We start from the raw sequence: 21,870 nt of genomic DNA, 5'->3' as shown, positions 1-21,870 counted from the left end.
TTATATCGCAAGCAGCGCTGTCAGACACAATATGGCTGTGATGATAGAGAACACCGCAACCACTCTTGTCTCCGACCACCCGCAAAGCTCAAAGTGATGGTGAATCGGCGCCATTTTAAAGATCCTCTTGCCGCCTGTCTTTTTAAAATAAGTAACCTGAATCATCACAGAAGCTACTTCTACCAGATAGATCAGCCCAACGATGAGAATGAACAGCGGCATCTGAAGCATATACGCTGTCCCTGCCACGAACCCGCCCAGGGCAAGTGAACCCGTATCCCCCATAAAAACACGTGCAGGAAATACATTAAAGAGCAGAAACCCGAGCAGGCCCCCTACAACGGCACATGTGATCGGTTCGATACCACTGTGATTACCGATCGCAACGACGGTAAAAAATGTTGCGACCATAACTGTCACACTGGAAGCCAGACCATCCAGTCCATCCGTGAAGTTGACGCCGTTCACAGTTCCGATCACCGCCAAAAACATCAGCGGTATGGCAAGCCATCCGATGTCCAGATAGTGGCCTCCGGAAAACGGTACCAGAAGCGTCAGTTCTACATCCGTGAACAGTATCATATATACCGCAAAGACAGCCGTCACGATAATCTGCAAAAACATCTTCTGCATCGGCAGAAGCCCATCAGAACGCCGCAGTACGACTTTCAGATAATCGTCCAGAAATCCTATCAGACCGAATCCCAGCGTCAAAAATAAGATCGGAATAATATTGGGATAGTCTCTGACATAAAACAGTGAAGTCACTGTTGTCGCGATCAGAAAGATAAGTCCTCCCATCGTCGGCGTCCCTGCCTTCTTCAAATGAGACTGAACGCCGTCCTCCCTCTCTGTCTGCCCCACCTTCAATTTTCTCAGAAACGGAATGATGACAGGTGCCAGCACCACACTGACAACAAACGCAATTATTACCGGAATGACTGCTTTAAAATCCATAATCCACCTCATTACATTCTTTCGTTTATTTCCGCGGGAAAAGATTCTCGCCTGACCTTGGCGACTGTCGCGGGAGTCACACACCAGACAGCCTGCTGCGGGGTATGTGACTCAGGATGCCCGGCGGCATCCTCAAACAGTATAATGCCTTTTCACAGAATAATCAACTGTTTTGGCTTTCATCGGTCTGCTTTGTGGTGCTTTGTTTTTCTATTTTCAGGTAAGGCAGCACATTATCAAATATGTCCCTCATAACGGGTGCCGCGATCGTACCGCCGTAATAGACACCCTGCGGATTGTGAATGATACAGATTCCGAGAACTTTGGGATTCTCAGCAGGTGCAAATCCGAGAAATGAGGAGATATAAATATTGGCGCTTCTTGGCAATGTCTGGGAAGTCGCTGTCTTTCCGCCGATCGTATATCCTTCAATATAGGCATTTTTCCCTGAACCTTCCGACACCACTTTTTCAAGGATATACCGCATTGTCTCCGATGTTTCGCCGGACACGATGTGTTCCTTTGTCTTATACTTCAGTTTCTCGATCAGTACTCCGTCATCATCCCGCACTTCGACGCCAAAATGCGGAGTTACCCGGGTTCCGCCGTTGACCAGTGAACTTGCTGTCGTAGCCAGCTGGATCGGAGTAATCTGAAAAGACTGGCCGAACGAAATCGTCGCCAGCTCCACCAGGCCGACATTTTCTTTTTTATGCATGATCGTGGCCGCCTCCCCCGGCAGGTCGATCCCGGTTTTTTCAAGAAGACCAAACTGTTTAAAATATTTATAAAAATTATCAACACCGAGACGCAGGCCCACATCGATAAATACAGGATTACAGGAGTTTTCTGCCGCCTGTAAAAATGTCTCCGCGCCATGTCCCGCCCGCTTGTGACAGTGGATCCTGCGGTCTTCCACAATCCTGAATCCAGGGCAGCTGAACGTATCATCGAGTGTTACCACCCCCTCCTCCAGTCCTGCCGAAGCCGTAATGATCTTAAACGTGGACCCCGGCTCATACGTATCATTGATGCAGACATTACGCCACATCTGATTGCGAAGATCCTGTATCTGTTCTTCACTCTTCCCGGATATATCGGTACCTTCAGGCAGAGTGAACGGATCATTCAGATCAAACTCCGGCACATTTACCATCGCATAGATTTCCCCGTTCTGAGGATTCATCAGCAGGATTGATACACGGTCCGCCTCTTTTTCTTCCATGACTTTAAGCGCCGCCTGCTGGACGTATTTTTGAATGTTATAGTCCATGCTGATATGCAGATTGTATCCGGCGACAGCCTCCACTCTGCTCTCACCGATCTCATCCACCTCCACACCTCTGGCATCCGTGGTCGTCATGATTTTGCCATTGATACCCTCCAGAACAGAATCGTAAGCTACCTCCAGCCCGATAATCCCCTGGTTATCCCCGCCCGTGAAGCCGAGCACGCGTGAAGCAACTTCATCATATGGATAAAATCGCTTAAAATCTTCATCTACTTTTACCCCTGCCAGGTTATATTCCCGGATTTTGTCTCCTGTTTCTTTCGGTACATTTGTCTTGATCCGTTCGATGGAACTTACCTTCTCCACCCGCTTTGTGGCTTCTTCCTGTGTCAGGCCCAGTTCTGTCACAAGCATGCTGATAACTTTGTCTTTTTCCTTGATCTGACTGTGTATCACGGATATCGTACAGACCGCACGATTATCAGCGAGTACAACGCCTTTGCAGTCGATGATCTTACCTCTGGCTGCTTTAATATCACGTTCACGCTCATGCAGCTCATCCGCTTTGCGGGCATAGTAATCGGAACGCACAACCATCAGATAGACCAGGCGTCCGGCCAGCCCCAGAAGCATCAGAATACATGCCAGAAATACAATGACTGTTTTCTTTTTGTTATAAGTCTTATTCTTCCGCACAAAAACCTCCGGATCCCCCGTTATTTCACTTTATGGGGTATCCGGAGGCTTTAACACATTTTTTTAGTATTTTCAGGAGAGCGGAACAAAATACCGGAGTTCGCGGTCCGGAAAAATATCCGGATGGAATATGGCTGAAAGATCCTGTGCTACCTGATCCGGCTGGTCAGCACTCATCCAGAACGAGTTATCCAGTTGCCATATCTTCCCATCCTGAACAGCCTTCAGATCCTCCAGCACGGGCGCTTCCGCCAGTACCGAAGCCAGGTCCGGTGTGAAATCCGGCGTCGTCGAGTAGATCAGGATATCTGCCTCCTCAGACCGGGCATAAAATTCCTCCAGCGAAATCTGTGTGTCTGTTGCCTTTATATCTTTAAAAATATAGTCGCCGCCTGCATCTTCGATCATATCGGCGATCCATCCCTCACCGGATGCGACGTATACCACACCGTCAAACAGGCTTCCGTAAGATACCGTCGGTCTTTCCTCGCCAGCGATCATCTCTTTCATCTCTTCAATATTTCCGGCCGCCTGCTGAATCACCGCCTCCCCCGATTCATCTTCGTTATAGAAAGCTGCAATAAACCGGAGCCAGTCCAGCCTGCCCATATATGTCGTCTCCATATATTCGTTGTCCACGGCGTATGGAATCCCAAGTTCTTCAAACTTCTCAATAACTCCGGTCTGTGGATTGCTTCCCGTATACACAAATACGAGCTCCGGATCCATACTCTGTATCAGCTCATAGTCGGGCTCTCCCATGTCGCCTCCGACGTCCTGTATCTGACCGTCGTCAAATCTCTCAATGACTTCGTCGATCGTCCAGGTTTCCTTTGCTCCTGCAACTCCCGTAATTGATTTCCAGATTTCTTCACTGTCAAGCGCCTGCAGCATACAGACCTGTGTTGTGGACATATACACAACGCGCTCGACAGGCGTGCGGACCACCATCTCATCTGCAGCTTCCCCGGGAATCTCGCTCTCTCTCGGCACAAGATAGATTTTTCGCTCCTCTGCATCTGTCACCAGCTTAACGCCGTCCTCGAGATACTCAATCGAAAAATCAGAGGTATATTGATCTTCTTTACTGATCTCTTCCTGCGCAGTGTCCTCTTTCTCCTGTTTCCCACAACCCGTAAATGTCACAGCCATGCACAATGCTGCCAGCACGATATACTTTGTTTTTTTCATTTTCTCTCCTCCCAGATCCTGGTGATTTTCCCTGTGATGCCCGTCACATAATGTTCCATCAGTTCTTCCCGGCCGTTCCCTGTCTTTTTTTCTCGCTTATGCGGCAGGCCCATATCCATCTTGTCAAGCAGTTCATCCGCCGTCTGTAAGGCTTCCCTCCGCCCTATCATCCCCCAGTCCAGCTGATCTGCCAGATGGACATACAGAGATGTATACAGCACACAGCTCTCTTCACCGTCTATTGTCTGCAGGATTCTGTCAAATAATTCCCGGGGCATCCTGTTTTTCGCATCACCGCATCGATAAGACTCCCAAAGAGAATCCTCCGTCACACCAAATCTTTCCAGCCGCCGCAGCACCGTATGCTGATGCGCCGGACACAGACCTGTCTCCAGAAACAATGCCTCCTTCACGGCTTCCAGCACGGCAAGACCGATCAGTTCTCCCAGTTTGCTGTGCTTTCCGGCGTCCGAAAATACGAGGTTCGATTCCGGTTCCGTGATTATGACCACCCCATCCGTTCCTGACCCGGTAGCGATACCCGATGAATAAAGACTGGGTGCCAGAAGTTCCTGCAACGCCGCGGCTTTCGCCTCTGTGCAGACCATCAGTGACTGCAGTATGGCACTATCGCTCAGTCCGGCATTGATATCCAGAAAAATATTGACAGTCCCCGGGGAAACATCGTTATATCCGTCCTCTGTCTCATACCACGAAGCCGGATCCCCGGCGCGTCCGCCGTTGACGTCAACACCTGCAGTCACCATAGCAGAAACTATCAGCTCCCTGTATGCCTTGACTTTTATGGCTGTATGTTTCATTGACGCAGCTGTCCCCAGCCCTGTCGTGTATTCTGCTTTAAAACCAAGCTCTTCCGCTGCCAGAGCCATATGTTCCGGATACGTGGCTGCGCGCAACCGGCACTCTTTGGTATCCTTCTCTTTCATATCCAGATTAAACGCCGCCGTGAGATGTTCGCTGATACCTCCGCCCAGCGGACCAGTGCTCAGTACTCTCCGTTTTCCTGTAAAACGAATCACTGTGGCATTTTGCAGTTTTACCATCTGGTTTGACCCAAATTGCTTCATATCCTCACCTACGCAAATTTTCTGCAGCGATTCTCTGCACCCTGATGTTTCAGATTTTCCAGTAACTCAGCTATACTGCTGCAGAAATGAATCTCTTGGAATACATCCGAAAACAGACGGCTGCCCTCTTTTTGCTCCCTCATAGATAACACGGTGCTCCCGTTTTTCACGGCCTGTGTGATCAGCTCCAGATTTCTCCGGTTCATGGAGCCACACGGGAAACCGGAATCAATCACAAAGCGGCAGTCTTTCATTCTTTCTGCCGCCTGTTTCAAATGAATTGCTGATATTGGTTCAAACGCCTCCTCCTGCACAATATGGCTGCAGATGGCACCAGCTATCTGGGCGTCTACGTCATTCTTATGCAGGACGCCGCTTGCAGTACCGTATCCGCCCCTCTCCAGGCTCCTGTACAGGGGAATTGCAGTTCCGCAGCCCGGAATTACAAAGACTTCTTCCTCATAGTTTCCGGTCAGTTCCACGCTTCCCAGCAATTCATTGTACCTGGCGCCTTTAACATTATACAATTCCTGCAGCGTCCCACTTTTGATAACGTCCTCCGGAGCCCCCTGCGCGATCACTTTCCCATCCTTGACCATCAGCAGTGTCTGACAGCCTTTTGCGGCCAGGTCAATATCATGCAGGGAAAGAATTGCGGTAATCCCCAGCGTACGGCAGAGATTATTTAAAATCTGTATAATCTCAATTTTATGGTGGATATCCAGATGGCTGGTGGGCTCATCGAGTATGATCAGCTCCGGCTGCTGTACCAGTGCCCGGGCGATCATCACTTTCTGTTTTTCACCGTCACTGAGCTCGCTGTAATAACGCTCTGCCAGATGCCCTATCCCTACCCGTTCAAATGCCCCGTCAATAACCTCGTAATCCTCCTTTTCCAGTTTCCCCCAGAAATTTGTATGGGGATACCGCCCCATGGAGACGAGTTCATATACCGTCATGAGTGCAGGAGCTGACTGCTCTGTCAGTACCACAGCCAGCTTTTTCGCAAGTGCATTCTCCCGCAGGCTGCTGATATCCTTCCCGTCAATCTGTACGATCCCTGAGACTGGCGCAAGAAGACCTGAAAGCGTACGCAAAATGGTGCTTTTCCCTGCCCCGTTCGGACCGAGAAGACAGATCATCTGTCCTTTCAATCCTTCCAGATTCACGCCCTCCACCACAGTCTTACTCTCATAACCTGCATTCACCTGAACTGCATTTACAATCAATTCGTTCTTCATTTTATTTTTGCCTTTCTATAATTCCTGACCCTTCTGGCGGATCAGAAGGAATACCACCAGCGGCGCTCCAATGATCGAGGTCAGCGCGCTCAACGGGAGTTCGATCGGGCTGAGCAGCAGTCTTGTACCAAGATCGCAGATGCCGGTCATCAGCGCTCCGCAGACACAGACAGCCGGCAGCACAATCCTGTTATCGGAAGTCTTAAGGAGCATGCGTACAATATGCGGGACTGCAAGTCCGACAAAGGATATCGGTCCTGCAAACGCTGTCACAAGTGCCGTAAGGACACTGGAAATGAGCACGATCATAATGCGAAAACGCTGAATACCCACACCCATCGATTTTGCATAGCGCTCGCCCAGCATCATGCTGTTCAGCGATTTGCTCATGAAAAGAGCCGCCGCCAGAAACGGAATCCCGACTGCATAGAGTACGGCTACCTGCTCCCAGGTGATTCCGGCAAAACTCCCAAGAGACCAACGGTAGAAGCCTGTCACCTTTTCTTTATCTGCCAGCGCAGAAAGCATGCTGGTCACAGCGCTGCAGACAAATCCTGCCATCAGCCCGATGATCAGCAGTGTCGATATACTTTTCACTTTTCTGGAAGCTGCGATCACACAGAGCATAACTGCCATCGCACCGATAAATGCACCCGCAACCATTCCCATCGGAGGTATGCTTTTCATCCCGAAACTGAATCCTCCAAGTGTCACAAGTCCGACAAACAGCGTGGAACCCGATGAGATGCCGAGTACATACGGTTCGACGATCGGATTATTAAAAAATACCTGCAGCAGTACGCCGGCGGCAGCAAGAGCGGCTCCCCCTATGACTGTAGCGAGTGTTCTCGGGAGCCTTATATTCTGTACAATCGCGCGGTTTGTCTCCGCCACATCCGGGCTTCCCGTGAAAATCCCCAGGATTTCACTCATGGATATCGATACGGACCCGAGCGCTATATTCAATAGAAAGACAATCACCGCCGCGGCTGCAAAGATTCCCAGCAACAGTACTCTGCGCGAATGATTCTCATAAGTTTTCAAATTTACTTCCTCCCCTCTTATACAGGAAAATCCCGTATTGAGGATTTCTTCTCAATACGGGATTCTATCATCCTTTTACCGTACCTCCTGAATTCGAAGAGTCCTGTACGTCTCATCATACCGTGTGTTCTGACTTATACATCAACATGATTCTCCGCCTTCCCGAATACATTCAGTGGCCGAACTCCCGTTCCCGGAAAATCACTCCGTAATTACAGCAGCGCTCCTGTGCGGGATTCCCACCCGTCTTCCTGGCCTTTACGTCCCAAACGGCCCGTATCAGCCAAAACGATATCATAGTGTTTCTTATCATTATATTTTCTTCGACCCAATCTGTCAACTGTCGGATTTTTTCGCCGTTAATTTTCCAGCCCGGCCTCCTCATTTGTGACTCCGTCGTCCGTCTGTGTATTTCCGCCTTCCACTTCTTCATCATCCTCAAGAGGCTCAGGAACAGAAGTGTCGGACACCCCCTCCGAAGTGCGGTCTTCACCCTCCATATCAAAAATCTCTTCAAGTGTGATCCCATCGTCTCCCGATTCCCCGTCCGTTCCTTCATCCGGGAATATATTCATATAGGGCAGAATATCCGCCATGATATTGTGAGCGAGATACTGTGCATAGGTACTGATTGACTGAATCTCTACATTCGGCTCATCCACAACTACGTATATGACTACCTGGGGATCATCAAGCGGTGCAAAGCCGACATACGATATCAGATATTTACCATTTCCCCTCGGTATCTTCTGAGCCGTACCGGTCTTCCCGCCCATGCTGTATCCATCCACCTTGGCATATTTCCCGGTACCGTCCGACGCGACAACTGCTCCCATGTATTCTCTGATATGGGCTGATACTTCTTCAGACACGGTCTGTTTCATAAGTACAGGTTCTACGTTTTTTATGACTGCACCATCGCTGTTGAGGACCTTGCTCACAATATGCGGCTGATAATAATTCCCCCCGTTGATCACGGAACAGATCGCTGCCGTCTCCTGAATCATTGTACAGGTATATCCCTGGCCAAAAGATGATGTGGCAAGTTCTGTCTGCCCCATCGTATCCGTAGTGTGAGTAATACCGGATGCCTCGCCCGGCAGATCGATGCCTGTCTTGGATCCAAAATTAAATACGTTCTGATAACGGATAAAATCTTCCACACCCATCTTCTCTGCCATCTGCATCAGTGCGGAATTGCAGGAATTTTTCATTACCTCGGACAGTGTCTGTGTCTCATGAGCCCCGGGATAAACGGAACATTTGATCGTCTCACCGGCCACCACCTCATATCCGCCGCAGTAAAAAGTATCATCATAGGCGATATCTCCGCTCTCAAGAGCCGCTGCCACAGACATAGGTTTCACTGTTGAACCTGGTTCATAAGCATCGCTGATACAGTAGTTTTTCCAGATGCCATTCAGATTATCCAGCATGGTCTCATTTGACATTTTATCAATCTCTTCCTGAGTATAAAATGGCGTCAGATCCCGCGGGTCGTTAAGATTGTAGGGATCCGAGCTTCCCATTGCCAGAATTTCTCCTGTATTGGGATCGGCTACCACAACCCCCACGTTCTTCGCACCTTTCGCACCATTAGGACCATTTGCGAGGCCATCCATCAGATCCTTGATATATTTTTCCACAGTTTCCTGAATATTGACATCAATCGTTGTAACTACACTGTTTCCACTCTGCGGCTCAATAATCGTCTGCTCAACATCAGCATCCGAATTAAAGTAACCGTACTGCCTGCCGTTTACTCCATTGAGCGTACTGGAATAGTATCCCTCGATTCCCCAGTCAGCCGTATTTCCCGAATAGGTAAACCCGATCACGTCACATGCAAGCGAATTCATCGGGTACGTGCGCAGATAGTCTTCTTCAAACCAGACACCTTTAACGTTCTGACGTTCGGCAAGCTCATCCTTGGACATTTCCTTTTCTTCGGTATCACAGTAATCTTCAAAATTTTTCTTGTCTGTGATGGAAAGTTCTTTTTTCAGAATCTGGTATTGGCTGGATTTTGTCTCTTCACCGGTCAGTTTGGCACGAACCATCTCCTCGTCGAGTCCCAGTACTTCCACAAGCGCCTTGATTGTTGGCTCCAGATATTTTTCATTGGAGTTAACAACTTTGCAGTCCAGGATCACATTGTATACCTTTTCGCTTGTCGCCAGAATCGTGCCGTTTTTGTCCAGTATATCTCCCCGCTTAAACGGAATCACACGGCTGTCGTACTGCTGCTGAGACTGCGTAAGCACCTGTTTTTTGTAACGTTCGCCGCTTGTAGCATTAATATATGTGATTCTGATCGATAAACCTACTAAAGCCAGTATGACCGCTCCAAATGACCATACCAGCTTTTTCCTCATATTGCTATTTAATTTTCGTTCTGTAAACGCTTTGTATACGCGCCTCGTTTTTTTTGTTTTTCTTGGTCTTCTAGCCACTGTTTCACCTACTCCGTGCCAGGCACATCCTGATACTGACGTACATAACTGTTTCCTGCCGTATCATACGTCACGATCTGTTCTTCTGTCGGATACTGCATGCCCAGCTTATTGATTGCTGTGTTTTTTACACTCTCCAAATCCACGGAAGCCATAACGGTATTATAAAGCGCGTCATTGTCCGCCTTCAGTGTACTGAGTTCAGACTCCTGCCTTGCCATCGCCTGCAGCTGTGATGTGAGTTCTGCCCGCCTCTGAAGATATGACACACATAAGAACAGCGTGATAATCGAGATGAGCGCAAGAAATAAAACATAACCGCGGCTCATCTGTGTTGCTTTCATACGGTTTTTCTGTGTTGACACACTGACTGCCCTGCCGGCTCTTGACGGCTGCGCCTTCCGGCCTCGCCCCGGCTCATGCCGCTGCGGCATTTCATCCAGTTTGCGCACAGTATTTCCGCTGATGTATGACTGTCCTCTGTAATAATCCGATCTCGTTGAATTTACCCTTCTTGATGAATTCGCCATTTACTATCTCCTGACTGTCAAGACTTTTTTCAGGTTTTCTTTCTTTCAAACACACGAAGCTTTGCGCTTTTCGAACGTTTGTTGACTTCCAGTTCCTCTTCTTTCGGCAATATGGGCCTGCGCGTAATAATCCTCCCCTTCGATACATTACCGCAGACACAAACCGGAAAATTGCTCGGACACGTACAGGGATTTTCATTTCTTCTGAAAATCGTCTTTACAATCCGGTCTTCCAGTGAGTGAAACGTAATAATGCAGATTCGCCCTCCATCGCTCAAAAGATCGATCATGCCATCCAGGGAATCTCTCAACACATCGAGCTCCTGATTCAGCTCGATACGGATTGCCTGAAAGGTCCGTTTCGCAGGATGTCCCCCGACTGCCCGTATCTTCATCGGAATGGCCCTCTTCACCACTTCCGCCAGTTCCCCTGTCGTATCAATCGGTGCTTCCTGCCTCGCTTTTGCAATATGCTTGGCAATATTTTTTGCAAATTTGTCTTCGCCGTAATCGCGAATCATCCGGTACAGATCATTTTCACTGTAGCCATTCACGATGTCTCTGGCCGTCTTATCCTGACGCTGGTCCATACGCATATCAAGCGGTACATCCTCCCGATATGTGAACCCTCTTTCTTTCGTATCCAGCTGGTATGAAGACACACCGAGATCCAGTACGATACCATCGACCTCCTGAATACCAAGGTTCTGTATTTCCCGGACCATGTTGCAATAGTTGCTGCGGATGATCGTCGTGATATGCTGATAGTCCCTCAGACGGCCGGCCGCAGCCTCTATTGCAGCTGCATCCTGGTCTATACCGATAAACCTCCCCGTGGCAGATAACAATTTGCATACCTCAAGGGCATGTCCGGCACCTCCCAGTGTACCGTCGACATAAATCCCATCGGGTTTTACCTTTAGATTGTCAATCGTTTCCTGAAGTAATACTGACTTATGCTTAAACTCCAATTCGATTCTCCTGTGCAGTGTTTTCCCCTTAGATTACGATACCCATATCCTGCATCCCTTCTGCAATGGCATCCATATCATCATAACTGCTGTTTTCCATCCATTTGGTTTTGCTCCAGATTTCAATTCTGGTGATATTTCCAGTAAGTACCACGTCTTTTTCCAGACCAGCAAATTCCCGCAGCGTAGCCGGCACGAGAATCCTCCCCTGCTTGTCCAGTTCACAGACTGTTGCCCCTGCAACAAAGAAACGTGAAAAGGTTCTTGCATTTTTGTTCGTAAGTGGTAAAGCTTTCAGCTTCTCTTCAAAGGCTTTCCATTCTTCCATGGGATAAATTGATAAACATCCGTCCAGACCCTTCGTCAAAACGAACTCCTCTCCCAGGAGCTCACGAAACTTTGCCGGTATGATTAATCTCCCCTTCGTGTCAATTGAATGACTGTACTCTCCCATGAACATAATAACAACCTCTTTCGTCGGAAGTGTATCTCTCCCCTGCACTTCCGGCGGCGCTTAGGAGAAAACTGCCACATTCTCTCCATTCATCACCACCTTTTACCACTTGCCACCACTTATGTTCTTATATTACTCTACTTCCCCCTAAAAAACAAGACTTAAATAATGCTTTTTTAAAGAACTTTTTGTGAAGTTTCCGCGGTTTTTCGACAAAAAAAGGGGGGAAATCAGCTTGATTTCTCCCCTTTATACAAGGTATGCTCTACTCTTTATTTTCATCCACAACATCTAGTGTTGAAGCAGTTTTTTTCATTTTTTTCCGTTTCCATAAAATGGCAGCGGCAGCCGCCACCACCAGGATGCCGGACAAAACCTGGGAAACCGGAAGCCCCACTCCGGGAATCAGAAGCTGGTCTGTACGCAGCCCTTCGATCCACACACGTCCCAGACCGTATCCAATGAGATACAGCAGAAAAACCTCTCCGTCGAACTTTTTCTTTTTTCGGTAGATCAGCAAAAGAATTAAAATGCACAGATTCCAGATTCCTTCATACAGAAATGTGGGATGAACCTGAATCATATCCACGCCTCCTACCGTCTGCACATGCGCCCACATCTGCTGTGTGATCTCATTTTCTCTCACTGCAGATACCGGAAGCTGCATTGCCAGCAGGCTGTCGGTATATCCGCCAAATGCCTCCCGGTTGAAGAAATTCCCCCATCTGCCGATAATCTGTCCCAGCAGAAGTCCAGGTGCTATGCAGTCCACGATTCTGGTGAAAGACATTTTTTTTATCCTGGAATAAATAAAAACCGCAACCGCAGCCCCGATGATCCCGCCGTAAATGGCCAGGCCCCCATGCCTCGTGTTAAAAATTTCCAGCAGATTGTCTTTATAAATATCCCAGGCAAATACCACATAATAGATTCTGGCTCCAACCACTCCGGCCACAAGGCCGATGATCAGCATGTCCCAATAATAATCTGTATTCTCGCCGACGCGTCTGGCCTCTCTCAAAACCACAAGCATCCCGAGCATCATCCCCGTCACAACGATGACACCGTAGTATGCAATGTCTATCCCAAAAACCTGAAACATCTTACCCACATTGTCCAGGTGAATCCCCAGATGCGGAAAATTGATCGCTGTATCCATTTGCTGTCCACCTTCTTCTTTTTGAGTTGATCATGATGCCACGGATTGCTCCGCTGCCTTGCAACTCCCACACTCCTGCAAACATTCAGAATTTGCTGATTTACACATTAAACCGAAATAAAATCACATCTCCGTCTTTTACCACGTATTCTTTACCTTCCATACGTACCAGTCCCTTTTCTCTGGCCCCTGCGTATGACCCGCAGTCCAGAAGATCCTGATAGTTGACAACCTCTGCCTTGATAAACCCACGTTCAAAATCTGTGTGAATCTTTCCTGCTGCCTGCGGCGCTTTTGTTCCGTTTTTGATCGTCCAGGCACGGGTTTCATCCTCACCGGATGTGAGATAACTGAGCAGTCCCAGAAGGCGGTAGCTTGCCCTGATCAGTTTCTCCAGACCGGATTCATTTAATCCCAGATCCTCGAGAAACATTTTCTTTTCCTCTTCCTCAAGTTCTGCGATCTCCTGCTCTATCTGTGCGCAGATCACAAATACCTCACTGCCTTCTTCCGCCGCAAATTCCCGCACCTTCTGCACATACTGATTGGATGCACCGTCATCTGCCAGATCATCCTCCGCAACATTCGCTGCAAAGATCACTGGCTTCTGGGTAAGCAGGTTATAGGAATTGATCAGCGCCTGCTCATCATCGTCCACAGTTTCCAGTGTCTTGACCGGTTTGCCGGCTTCCAGATGTGTTTTCAGTTTTTCTATCGTCACCAGTTCCTTTGCCGCACTCTTATCATTTCTGGCCGTCTTTGCTGTCTTCGCCGCACGGCGTTCCAGTATTTCCAGATCAGAGAAAACGAGCTCAAGTTCTATCGTTTCGATATCCCTCAGCGGATCAATGGTTCCGTCCACATGAACAACATTGGAATCCTCGAAGCAGCGTACAACATGTACAATCGCATCCACTTCCCGGATGTTGGCCAGGAACTGGTTGCCGAGTCCTTCCCCCTTAGATGCCCCTTTTACAAGTCCGGCGATGTCCACAAACTCTATGACTGCCGGCGTTACCTTTTTAGACTGGTAAAAATCTCCAAGCATCTTCAGTCTCTCGTCCGGAACCGGAACGATTCCCACGTTTGGGTCTATTGTGCAGAATGGATAGTTCGCAGATTCCGCACCAGCCTTTGTCAGTGAATTAAACAGTGTACTTTTCCCCACATTGGGAAGTCCGACAATTCCTAATTTCATTGTATTGATCTCCTATATCTTATTACTGTATTTAAAGTAATCGTGTACATTTGAACCTGGTTCGGATGTACACAGTCACCCTGCCATAATCCTGTAGATTTTATCACAGATACTGGCCTGTGTAAATATCCTGCCGACCTCAGTCATGTGACTGGATCATGATAAGGATGCCTGTTTCCATTGAAACATAAGCCTCATCCGCCGTGATCTCATTACTCACGCCCAGCCCGCTGTCATTTTTCAGTGTGTAATCCTTCAGAGGATATTTGAACCCTTCGAGTGTAAGACCTTCTGCCTGTTCTCCCAGCGGCAGAAATGAAACATATTTTCCGTACTGTTCCTCTCTTTTCAGCCGAATCTCACCGCTGACAAGCGAAATCCGGTTGTACTCATCCAGGATATACGCCGGTATCCCTGCCTCCAGTGCAGGTTTCAGGGAATAAATATTCCCCAGCGTATGGTCAAGCCTTGTCCCGGTAGCGCCAAGCAGCCATATCCGGCTGCTCCCGTGCGAGATTGCCTTCTCCAGTGCGATCTGGGTATCCGTTGCGTCTTTTACAGGATTGTACTCCCTTATTGGAATCCTGTTAAGACTGCGGTATTCCTGGAGCACATCAGAGGGAACGCTGTCAAAATCACCTACAATATAATCCGGAATGATTTTATGCTTCCACGCAAACAGAAGTCCCCTGTCCGCAGCTATAATGTAATCCGGTTTTTGTTTTTCCATAAAATCAAGGGCAAGATCAGAATTGATATTGCCCCCGCTGATAATCAATGTGTTCACTTTTTGCTTCCCTGTTTTCTATTCATAACGTTTAAATGCATCCTGAAAGTTGGCAATATTTGCCCTGATATCTCCGCCGAACACTGCAGAACCTGCGACAATAATATTTGCACCTGCCTCCAGCACTTTGTCGATGGTTTTATTGTTTACTCCTCCGTCAACCTGAATATCAGTTTCCAGTCCGCGTGATTTGATCATCTCTTTCAGCTCTTTGATCTTATCTGTGGATTTTTCGATATAAGACTGTCCGCCGAAGCCTGGATTTACCGTCATCAGAAGTACCATGTCCAGTTTATGCAGCACATACTCCAGCTGGCACAGTGGTGTTGCCGGATTGAGCGCAACGCCTGCTTTGCAGCCTGCCTTGTGAATATCAGAGATACATCCTTCCAGATGTCTGCACGCCTCTGCATGTACCGTGATCATATCGGCACCTGCTTTTGCGAAATCATCAATGTAGCGTACCGGATCAGATACCATAAGATGTACATCAAAAAACAGTCCGCTTTCTTTACGGATTGATGCGATCACAGGCATTCCAAAAGAGATGCTCGGGACAAAATCTCCGTCCATCACATCGATATGCAGCCACCTGACTCCAGACTCCTCAATCAATTTCAGCTGTTCCCCCAGACGGTTAAAGTCTGCCGACAGCATAGATGGTGACAATTGATACATACTTAATACCTCCTCTTTTCCTTTTCCTTCAATTCCTCAAACAGTTCCCTGTAATCCGCGTAACGTATAGAACTGATCTTTTTCTCATCAACTGCGCGGCGGACCGCACAATCCGGTTCAGAGATATGCACACAGCCCTGAAATCTGCAGGTCCCCTCATATGGTTGAAATTCCATGAAATAATCTTTTAAGTCTTCTTTTTCCATATCTTCCACTGTCAGCGCACTGAATCCCGGCGTGTCCATCAGATACGTGTCTGTGTCAACCTGAATCAACTGCGCATGGCGGGTCGTATGGCGTCCGCGTTTTAATTTGCGGCTGATCTCTCCCGTTTCCATACACACTTCCTTCTGAAGAAGATTGGTAATCGAAGATTTTCCCACCCCCGAAGGCCCGGCAATGACTGTTGTCTTCCCCTGGAGCAATTCCCTTATCTCCTCAATACCTTCCTCAAGGCGTGCACTCGTAAGAAGCACCTGATATCCACAGGACGCATATGTTTCACAGAGCAGACGAAGTTCCTCTTCTTTTGCCATCTCTTTTTTATTAAAACAGATGGTCGTCCTGATCCCCTGGCGTTCCATCATAATCAGAAAACGGTCCATCAAAGAAAAACTGGGCCTTGGGTTCTCGATCGCGAAAATCACCATGGCCTGGTCAATGTTTGCAGCCGCCGGACGAATCAGTTCGTTTTTTCGCGGATGTATTTCAACGATGGTGCCGGTCTTTTCAGATTCCTCCAGCACTTCGATCTCGACCTCATCCCCTACGAGCGGTTTGATTTTTTCTTTTCTGAATATACCCTTCGGCTTACACTCATAAACCCCGGCTCCTGCTACTGTAACGTAGTAGAAGCCGGCAATTCCTTTCATTATCCTTCCATGCATCATACGTATTATGACTCGGTAAACGGTACGGTATACTGTGCCCGCTGAACGTAATCTCCGTCCACAAGTTCATAGAGATAAACCGTTCCGGTTTCCACACCGTCAGCGCCTGTGATCTCCACATTATACGGGAATGAGATAGTGGCCCCCTCAACGATAGGTGTCGTCACAGTCTCACCATTAACATTCTGTACAAGATCCAGTTTCACCGCTCCGCCTGAATAGTTGCTCGGTTCACCCAGACGCTTGCTGCATGCCCATGTTCCGCTGTATGTGCCCGTCTGCGACTCATCATCCCCCGGCGAATCATTCTGCATCGGGGTGTTGTTCGTTGCGTCTGCCCGGTTTACACTGATCGTAATCTCAGTTCCGCTGTTCACTCTCGTGCCCGACGAAATACTCTGCTCATAAACTTCGCCCTCGCCGACGGCGTTACTTGTTCCCGTCTCTACTGTCACGACAAGCCCCAGATTTTCCAGCGTTGCCTTTGCATCTTCTTCAGAGATTCCTCTGACACTCGGTACCGTTACTTCCACGTCTGTAGCTCCTTTGCTGACAACCAGTGTTACGGTATCACCCACATTGACGGATGTCCCAACATCCGGACTGACCGAGATGACGCTGCCGATCGCAACTTCTGCACTGTAGTCCTGCTGTACACTCGTCTCCAGTCCCATATCACGGAGAGCCGCTTCTGCATCAGCCTGCGGCTGTCCGACAATATTCGGCACTGTCAGCTGGGCACTTCCCGTACTCAGGGTATATTCTATCGTTGTGTGTTTCTGGACTTTAGAACCCGCCGCCTCACTCTGCCTCATGATCTGACCTTTCGCATACTCATCGGATGCTTCCTCCGCCACTTTTTTAAGACCGATTCCAGTATCCTTGAGTGCCTCCTCTGCCTCTGCCACTGTCTTTCCCCGCAGTTCCGGCACTTCTACCATATCCTCATCATCAGCCGCTTCATCTTCCTGGTCATCCTGGTTTTCTTCAATCTGCTGTGGCTCTTTCTTCTTATTATCTGAACCGAACTTAAAGATACCTGCCGCAGTTCCGATAAAATAAATCAATATACAGATGATGATCGCACCGATGATAAATCCCCCGATGGTCATTGCTTTTTCAAGCTTGCTGCTGATTCCGCCTTCATCATCGTCATCTTCTTCATCATACTCATCTTCATCATTGTCGTCATAAATGACAGGCTGCTCCTGATACTGCGTATCCTGTGCATCTGTTTTTCCATCTTTGATCGCATCCAGTTCTTCCTGTGAAATGCGGACAGTCTGGGCATGGCTTGAGAGCGGCGCCAGCTGTACAAATGTTCCGTTCGGGTCAACCAGTGAATGTTTCAGATCTTCAATCACTTCCGACAGGTTATTATATCTGCGGTCAACACTTTTCTGTGTACATTTTAAAATGATCTGTTCCAGGCTGAACGGCAGATCCGGCGTATATCTCGACGGCGGTACCATCTCTTCCTGCAGATGTTTTATAGCGATCGCGACAGATGTGTCCCCGTCAAACGGTACCCGTCCCGTAACCATCTCATACATTGTGACACCCAGAGAATAGATATCACTTTTTTTATCGCTGTATCCTCCGCGCACCTGTTCCGGAGAACTGTAATGCACAGAGACCATCACATTCGATGTAATTGTGTTGGAGGACACGGCCCTCGCAATTCCAAAATCGGACAGCTTTACCTTTCCGTCCGTCGAAATGATAATATTCTGCGGTTTGACATCGCGATGTACAATGTCACTGTTATGAGCAGCTTCCAGCCCCAGTGAAACCTGGATTGCAATACTGGTCGCCTCTTTGACGCTTAATTTACCCTTCTTTTTAATATAATCCTTCAGCGTAATGCCTTCAACCAATTCCATCACGATAAAGTTGACGCCCTCATCCTCTCCGACATCATAGACGTTGACGATATTCGGATGTGCAAGACCGGCTGCTGCCTGCGCCTCTTTCCTGAATTTTGCAACAAAGGATTTATCATCCCGGAACTCCGGTTTCAGAACCTTAACCGCCACGAGTCTGTTCAGCTTATGATCACGTGCTTTATAAACGTCCGCCATTCCTCCGGTACCGACCTTGCTGATAATCTCGTAACGTTCTACTAGAATCATTCCCTCTTTTAACATTCTCTCACCTCTTTTTTAAATGGTTCAACCACAATGACTGCAATATTATCTCTGCCGCCGTTATCATTCGCCCTGTGCATCAGTACTTCCGCAGGATCTTCCCCATCCCCGCACGAAGTCAGTATTTCGAATATCTCATCGTCGGTAAGCATACCAGACAGTCCATCGGAACACATGATAATCCTGGCATTATCCTCCAACTTGACGTCAAAGAAATCGATTGCCACATCCGGCCCGGTCCCGAGAGCCCGGGTGATAATATTTCGATCCGGATGGTTACGGGCCTGCTCCTGGCTAAGCTCGCCCATACGTATCATCTCCCCTACCAGAGAATGATCTCTGGTCACCTGTTCCATTTTATCACCGGCCACATACAGCCGGCTGTCCCCAACATTTGCAACATAAATATATCGCCCCACAACAGTTGCTGCAACGATTGTAGTGCCCATGCCTTTGAGTTCTTCATTTTTGGATGCCTGTTCCAAAAGTTGTTCATTCGCAGTTTCAATCGCACTGCGTATAATTTTTATTGGATTGAAGTTAATGTCCTGCTTCACTGATTCTACCAGCACCTTCACTGCAAAGCTGGAAGCAAAATCACCTGCATTGTGTCCTCCCATCCCGTCTGCCACCACAAAAAGATTTGGAAGATTTCCTATTGGCTGCTCAGATGTATATATGTAGTCCTGATTAATTTGTCGAATCTGCCCAACATCTGTAACAGAAAATGCTTTCATTCCCCACACTCCTTTTAGTTTTGATCAAGATAGCTTTTGCGCAGCTGGCCGCAGGCCCCGTCAATATCTCGCCCCATTTCTCTTCTAATAGTAACATTTATTCCGTATTTTTCAAGCTTATTTTTGAATTTCTCCACATCTTTTTTGTCAGATTGCACAAAACTGCGCTCTTTTATCGGGTTCACCGGAATCAGATTTACATGGCAGTTCAGGCCTTTTATTTTCTCCGCCAGCTCGTCGGCATCCTGCTGGCTGTCATTGTTTCCGCCCACCAGACTGTACTCAAATGTCAGCCTCCGGCCGGTCTGTTTAAAATAATGCCGACAGGCTGCAAGCAGCTCCCCGATGGAATACCGGTTGGCGATGGGCATTAATGCCTTTCTCTTTTCATCGTTCGGCGCATGCAGAGAGATGGCCAGTGTGATCTGAAGTTTTTCATCTGCCAGTTCATAGATCTTCGGCACAATTCCACACGTCGAAACCGTAATGTTGCGCTGACTGATATGAAGCCCCCGTTCATCTGTCAGGATATTCAAAAACCTCAGTAATTCATCATAATTGTCAAAAGGTTCTCCCGTTCCCATCACTACCACGTTAGAAACCCTTTCTTTAGTCAGGTTCTGAATCCTGTATATCTGCAGGAGCATCTCTGCGGCGGTCAGGTTTCTGGTAAGACCGCCGATCGTGGAGGCGCAGAACCTGCAGCCCATCCGGCAGCCGACCTGAGATGATATACAGACAGAATTTCCGTGCTGATACTGCATCCACACACTCTCTATCACATGTCCGTCCTGCAGGCGAAACAGAATCTTTTTTGTACCGTCAATTTTTGAGGTCTGCACCTGTACTGCCTCCGGTTCATACAGAGGGTACTCCCTCTGCAGTTTCTCCCGCAGTGTCCTGGATATATTGGTCATCTGGTCATATCCGGAAACCATTTTCCTGTGCAGCCAGTCAAAAATCTGACCGGCTTTAAAAGACTTCTCACCCATTTTTTCCATCACGTCTTTCAATTCAGAAAACGTCATGGAACGAATATCCCGCGTCTGTGTCATTTCCCTGTCCTTTTCATTCTGGCAATAAAAAATCCATCCGTCTTATGCACTCCCGGCAGAAGCTGAAGGTAACCTTTTGGAGTAGTCTCTCCATGCAGTTCTTCTGGCAGGAAGGGATTCAGGCTTTCCAGTTCATACGGATAATTTTTCACAAACCATGCAATATTATTCTCGTTTTCTTCTCTTCCAATCGTACAGGTACTGTAGACCAGTGTTCCCCCGACTTTCACGTAGGAAGAAGCATTGTGCAGGATCTTTCGCTGCAGTATGATCAGGTCCTCCTGTTTCTGTGCCGTCACCTTGTATTTAATATCCGTTTTCTTTCCGATCACACCGTAACCGGAGCACGGCACATCAGCCAGAACAATATCGGCTTTTTCAATGGAATCTCTGTCAAACACCGTCGCATCCTGACAGACCGCATGTACATTGATCGCATTCATCCGCTGAATGTTTTCTTCAATCATACCCACCTTATAGTCAGTAAGGTCTCTGGCTTCCACGCTTCCGTATCCCATCATCTTATCCGCCATGTGCAGGCTTTTTCCGCCGGGTGCGGCACAGAGATCGATGACATAATCATTTTTTTTCGGAGCTGCCACTTCAGCCACAAGCATGGAGCTGAGATCCTGCACCATAATACATCCCATCTTAAAGACATTCAGCATAGAAAGATAATTATAATCCGAAATGTAGTATGCATAGCCCAGATACGGGGCCTTTTCCACCGTAACCCCCTGCTCTTTCAGTCTCTGGATCGTAACCTCCGTATTGATCATATACTGTACACAGCGGATAGTCGTAGGCTTGTCTTCCATAAAATCCGCTGCCATACGTTCTGTCTGTTCAAACCCAAATTCCAGCACCCATTTTTCGACAAGCCAGGCCGGCATTGAATACTTTACCGACAGATAGGCGATTGGCTGGGTCACAGGCGGATATGTGATATTTTCTTTATTGCGGGCCACATTTCTCATCACTCCGTTCACAAAGCCTTTGAGACTGTAAAAACCTTTTTTCTGTGCCAGTTTTACCGCCTCATTGCAGACTGCAGAATCCGGTATCCGGTCCATATAGATCAGCTGGTAGACGCCGCTTCGTACAATCTCCCGGATCACAGGTTTCATTTTCTCAACTTTCACACTGGAAAACTGCTCAATGATATAATCAATCCTGAGCATATATTCTATGGTTCCCTCACAGACACGCGTTATAAAAGCCCGGTCGTGTTTCGGGAGATACTGATATTTATCCAGTGCATTTCGGATCGCTATGTGGCTGTATTCCCCGTCTCTGTTGATTTCCAATAATACACCGAGTATGATTTCTCTGGTGCTGATTACACTTGCCATTTGTACTCCTC

19 protein-coding genes and 1 riboswitch are annotated in these 21,870 nt (G+C 48.0%); all 19 genes read right to left on the bottom strand.

Annotation, left to right across the window (positions count from 1 at the left end; genetic code table 11):
• The 19 genes from mraY to rsmB all read right to left on the bottom strand — a co-directional run bounded on the left by mraY (nucleotide 1) and on the right by rsmB (nucleotide 21,859).
• Nucleotides 1–957, bottom strand: a complete 957-nt coding sequence (mraY, locus tag MCG98_RS06950) for a phospho-N-acetylmuramoyl-pentapeptide-transferase (protein ID WP_240301296.1) — start codon at nucleotides 955–957, stop codon at nucleotides 1–3.
• A 163-nt stretch (nucleotides 958–1,120) separates the two neighbouring features.
• On the bottom strand, nucleotides 1,121–2,821 hold the full coding sequence (locus MCG98_RS06945; protein WP_240303389.1) for a penicillin-binding transpeptidase domain-containing protein: 1,701 nt from the start codon (nucleotides 2,819–2,821) through the stop codon (nucleotides 1,121–1,123).
• A gap of 135 nt (nucleotides 2,822–2,956) precedes the next feature.
• Entirely contained in the window at nucleotides 2,957–4,075 is a 1,119-nt protein-coding gene (locus MCG98_RS06940; protein WP_240301294.1) for an ABC transporter substrate-binding protein, read from the bottom strand.
• Nucleotides 4,072–5,163: an adenosylcobinamide amidohydrolase gene (locus MCG98_RS06935; RefSeq protein ID WP_240301292.1), complete on the bottom strand. Its 1,092-nt coding sequence runs from the start codon at nucleotides 5,161–5,163 to the stop codon at nucleotides 4,072–4,074. The genes MCG98_RS06940 and MCG98_RS06935 overlap by 4 nt, the downstream gene beginning before the upstream one ends.
• An 8-nt stretch (nucleotides 5,164–5,171) precedes the next feature.
• Nucleotides 5,172–6,404, bottom strand: coding sequence for an ABC transporter ATP-binding protein (locus MCG98_RS06930; RefSeq protein WP_240301289.1), 1,233 nt, complete (start codon nucleotides 6,402–6,404; stop codon nucleotides 5,172–5,174).
• 15 nt (nucleotides 6,405–6,419) lie between these two features.
• Nucleotides 6,420–7,448, bottom strand: coding sequence for an iron ABC transporter permease (locus tag MCG98_RS06925; protein WP_240301288.1), 1,029 nt, complete (start codon nucleotides 7,446–7,448; stop codon nucleotides 6,420–6,422).
• Between the two features lie 103 nt (nucleotides 7,449–7,551).
• Nucleotides 7,552–7,757: riboswitch (cobalamin riboswitch) on the bottom strand.
• 50 nt (nucleotides 7,758–7,807) lie between these two features.
• A complete protein-coding gene (locus tag MCG98_RS06920) occupies nucleotides 7,808–9,901 on the bottom strand; it encodes a penicillin-binding transpeptidase domain-containing protein (RefSeq protein ID WP_345891630.1) in 2,094 nt (697 codons plus the stop codon).
• Between the two features lie 8 nt (nucleotides 9,902–9,909).
• The gene (locus MCG98_RS06915; protein ID WP_240301286.1) at nucleotides 9,910–10,431 is read right to left on the bottom strand and encodes a hypothetical protein; all 522 of its coding nucleotides are present in this window, start codon (nucleotides 10,429–10,431) and stop codon (nucleotides 9,910–9,912) included.
• A 29-nt stretch (nucleotides 10,432–10,460) separates the two neighbouring features.
• Nucleotides 10,461–11,402, bottom strand: a complete 942-nt coding sequence (gene rsmH / locus MCG98_RS06910) for a 16S rRNA (cytosine(1402)-N(4))-methyltransferase RsmH (protein ID WP_240301284.1) — start codon at nucleotides 11,400–11,402, stop codon at nucleotides 10,461–10,463.
• A gap of 28 nt (nucleotides 11,403–11,430) precedes the next feature.
• Nucleotides 11,431–11,862, bottom strand: coding sequence for a division/cell wall cluster transcriptional repressor MraZ (mraZ, locus tag MCG98_RS06905; RefSeq protein ID WP_240301277.1), 432 nt, complete (start codon nucleotides 11,860–11,862; stop codon nucleotides 11,431–11,433).
• 259 nt (nucleotides 11,863–12,121) lie between these two features.
• Nucleotides 12,122–13,015 carry a prolipoprotein diacylglyceryl transferase gene (gene lgt / locus MCG98_RS06900; protein ID WP_240301268.1) on the bottom strand — a complete coding sequence of 298 codons (894 nt, stop codon included), beginning with the start codon at nucleotides 13,013–13,015 and terminating at the stop codon, nucleotides 12,122–12,124.
• A gap of 100 nt (nucleotides 13,016–13,115) precedes the next feature.
• On the bottom strand, nucleotides 13,116–14,213 hold the full coding sequence (gene ychF, locus MCG98_RS06895; RefSeq protein ID WP_240301260.1) for a redox-regulated ATPase YchF: 1,098 nt from the start codon (nucleotides 14,211–14,213) through the stop codon (nucleotides 13,116–13,118).
• Between the two features lie 139 nt (nucleotides 14,214–14,352).
• Complete coding sequence (locus tag MCG98_RS06890; protein WP_240286302.1) at nucleotides 14,353–15,000, bottom strand: thiamine diphosphokinase; 648 nt, start codon at nucleotides 14,998–15,000, stop codon at nucleotides 14,353–14,355.
• Between the two features lie 18 nt (nucleotides 15,001–15,018).
• A complete protein-coding gene (gene rpe, locus MCG98_RS06885) occupies nucleotides 15,019–15,678 on the bottom strand; it encodes a ribulose-phosphate 3-epimerase (RefSeq protein ID WP_240286304.1) in 660 nt (219 codons plus the stop codon).
• Nucleotides 15,679–15,680: 2 nt separating this feature from the next.
• A complete protein-coding gene (gene rsgA / locus MCG98_RS06880) occupies nucleotides 15,681–16,565 on the bottom strand; it encodes a ribosome small subunit-dependent GTPase A (RefSeq protein ID WP_240286310.1) in 885 nt (294 codons plus the stop codon).
• Nucleotides 16,566–16,573: 8 nt separating this feature from the next.
• Nucleotides 16,574–18,715 carry a Stk1 family PASTA domain-containing Ser/Thr kinase gene (gene pknB, locus MCG98_RS06875; RefSeq protein WP_240286306.1) on the bottom strand — a complete coding sequence of 714 codons (2,142 nt, stop codon included), beginning with the start codon at nucleotides 18,713–18,715 and terminating at the stop codon, nucleotides 16,574–16,576.
• A complete protein-coding gene (locus tag MCG98_RS06870; protein ID WP_240301253.1) occupies nucleotides 18,709–19,452 on the bottom strand; it encodes a Stp1/IreP family PP2C-type Ser/Thr phosphatase in 744 nt (247 codons plus the stop codon). Before MCG98_RS06870 ends, pknB begins: the two co-directional genes overlap by 7 nt.
• A gap of 14 nt (nucleotides 19,453–19,466) precedes the next feature.
• Complete coding sequence (gene rlmN, locus MCG98_RS06865) at nucleotides 19,467–20,507, bottom strand: 23S rRNA (adenine(2503)-C(2))-methyltransferase RlmN (protein WP_240301245.1); 1,041 nt, start codon at nucleotides 20,505–20,507, stop codon at nucleotides 19,467–19,469.
• Nucleotides 20,504–21,859, bottom strand: a complete 1,356-nt coding sequence (gene rsmB / locus MCG98_RS06860) for a 16S rRNA (cytosine(967)-C(5))-methyltransferase RsmB (RefSeq protein ID WP_240301239.1) — start codon at nucleotides 21,857–21,859, stop codon at nucleotides 20,504–20,506. The genes rlmN and rsmB overlap by 4 nt, the downstream gene beginning before the upstream one ends.
• Nucleotides 21,860–21,870 lie beyond the last annotated feature (11 nt).

Origin of the sequence: Ruminococcus sp. OA3, assembly GCF_022440845.1 — a bacterium.
Classification (GTDB): domain Bacteria; phylum Bacillota; class Clostridia; order Lachnospirales; family Lachnospiraceae; genus Ruminococcus_G.
Note: the sequence above shows the minus strand (reverse complement) of the source record. Positions and strands in the feature narration are given on the sequence as shown.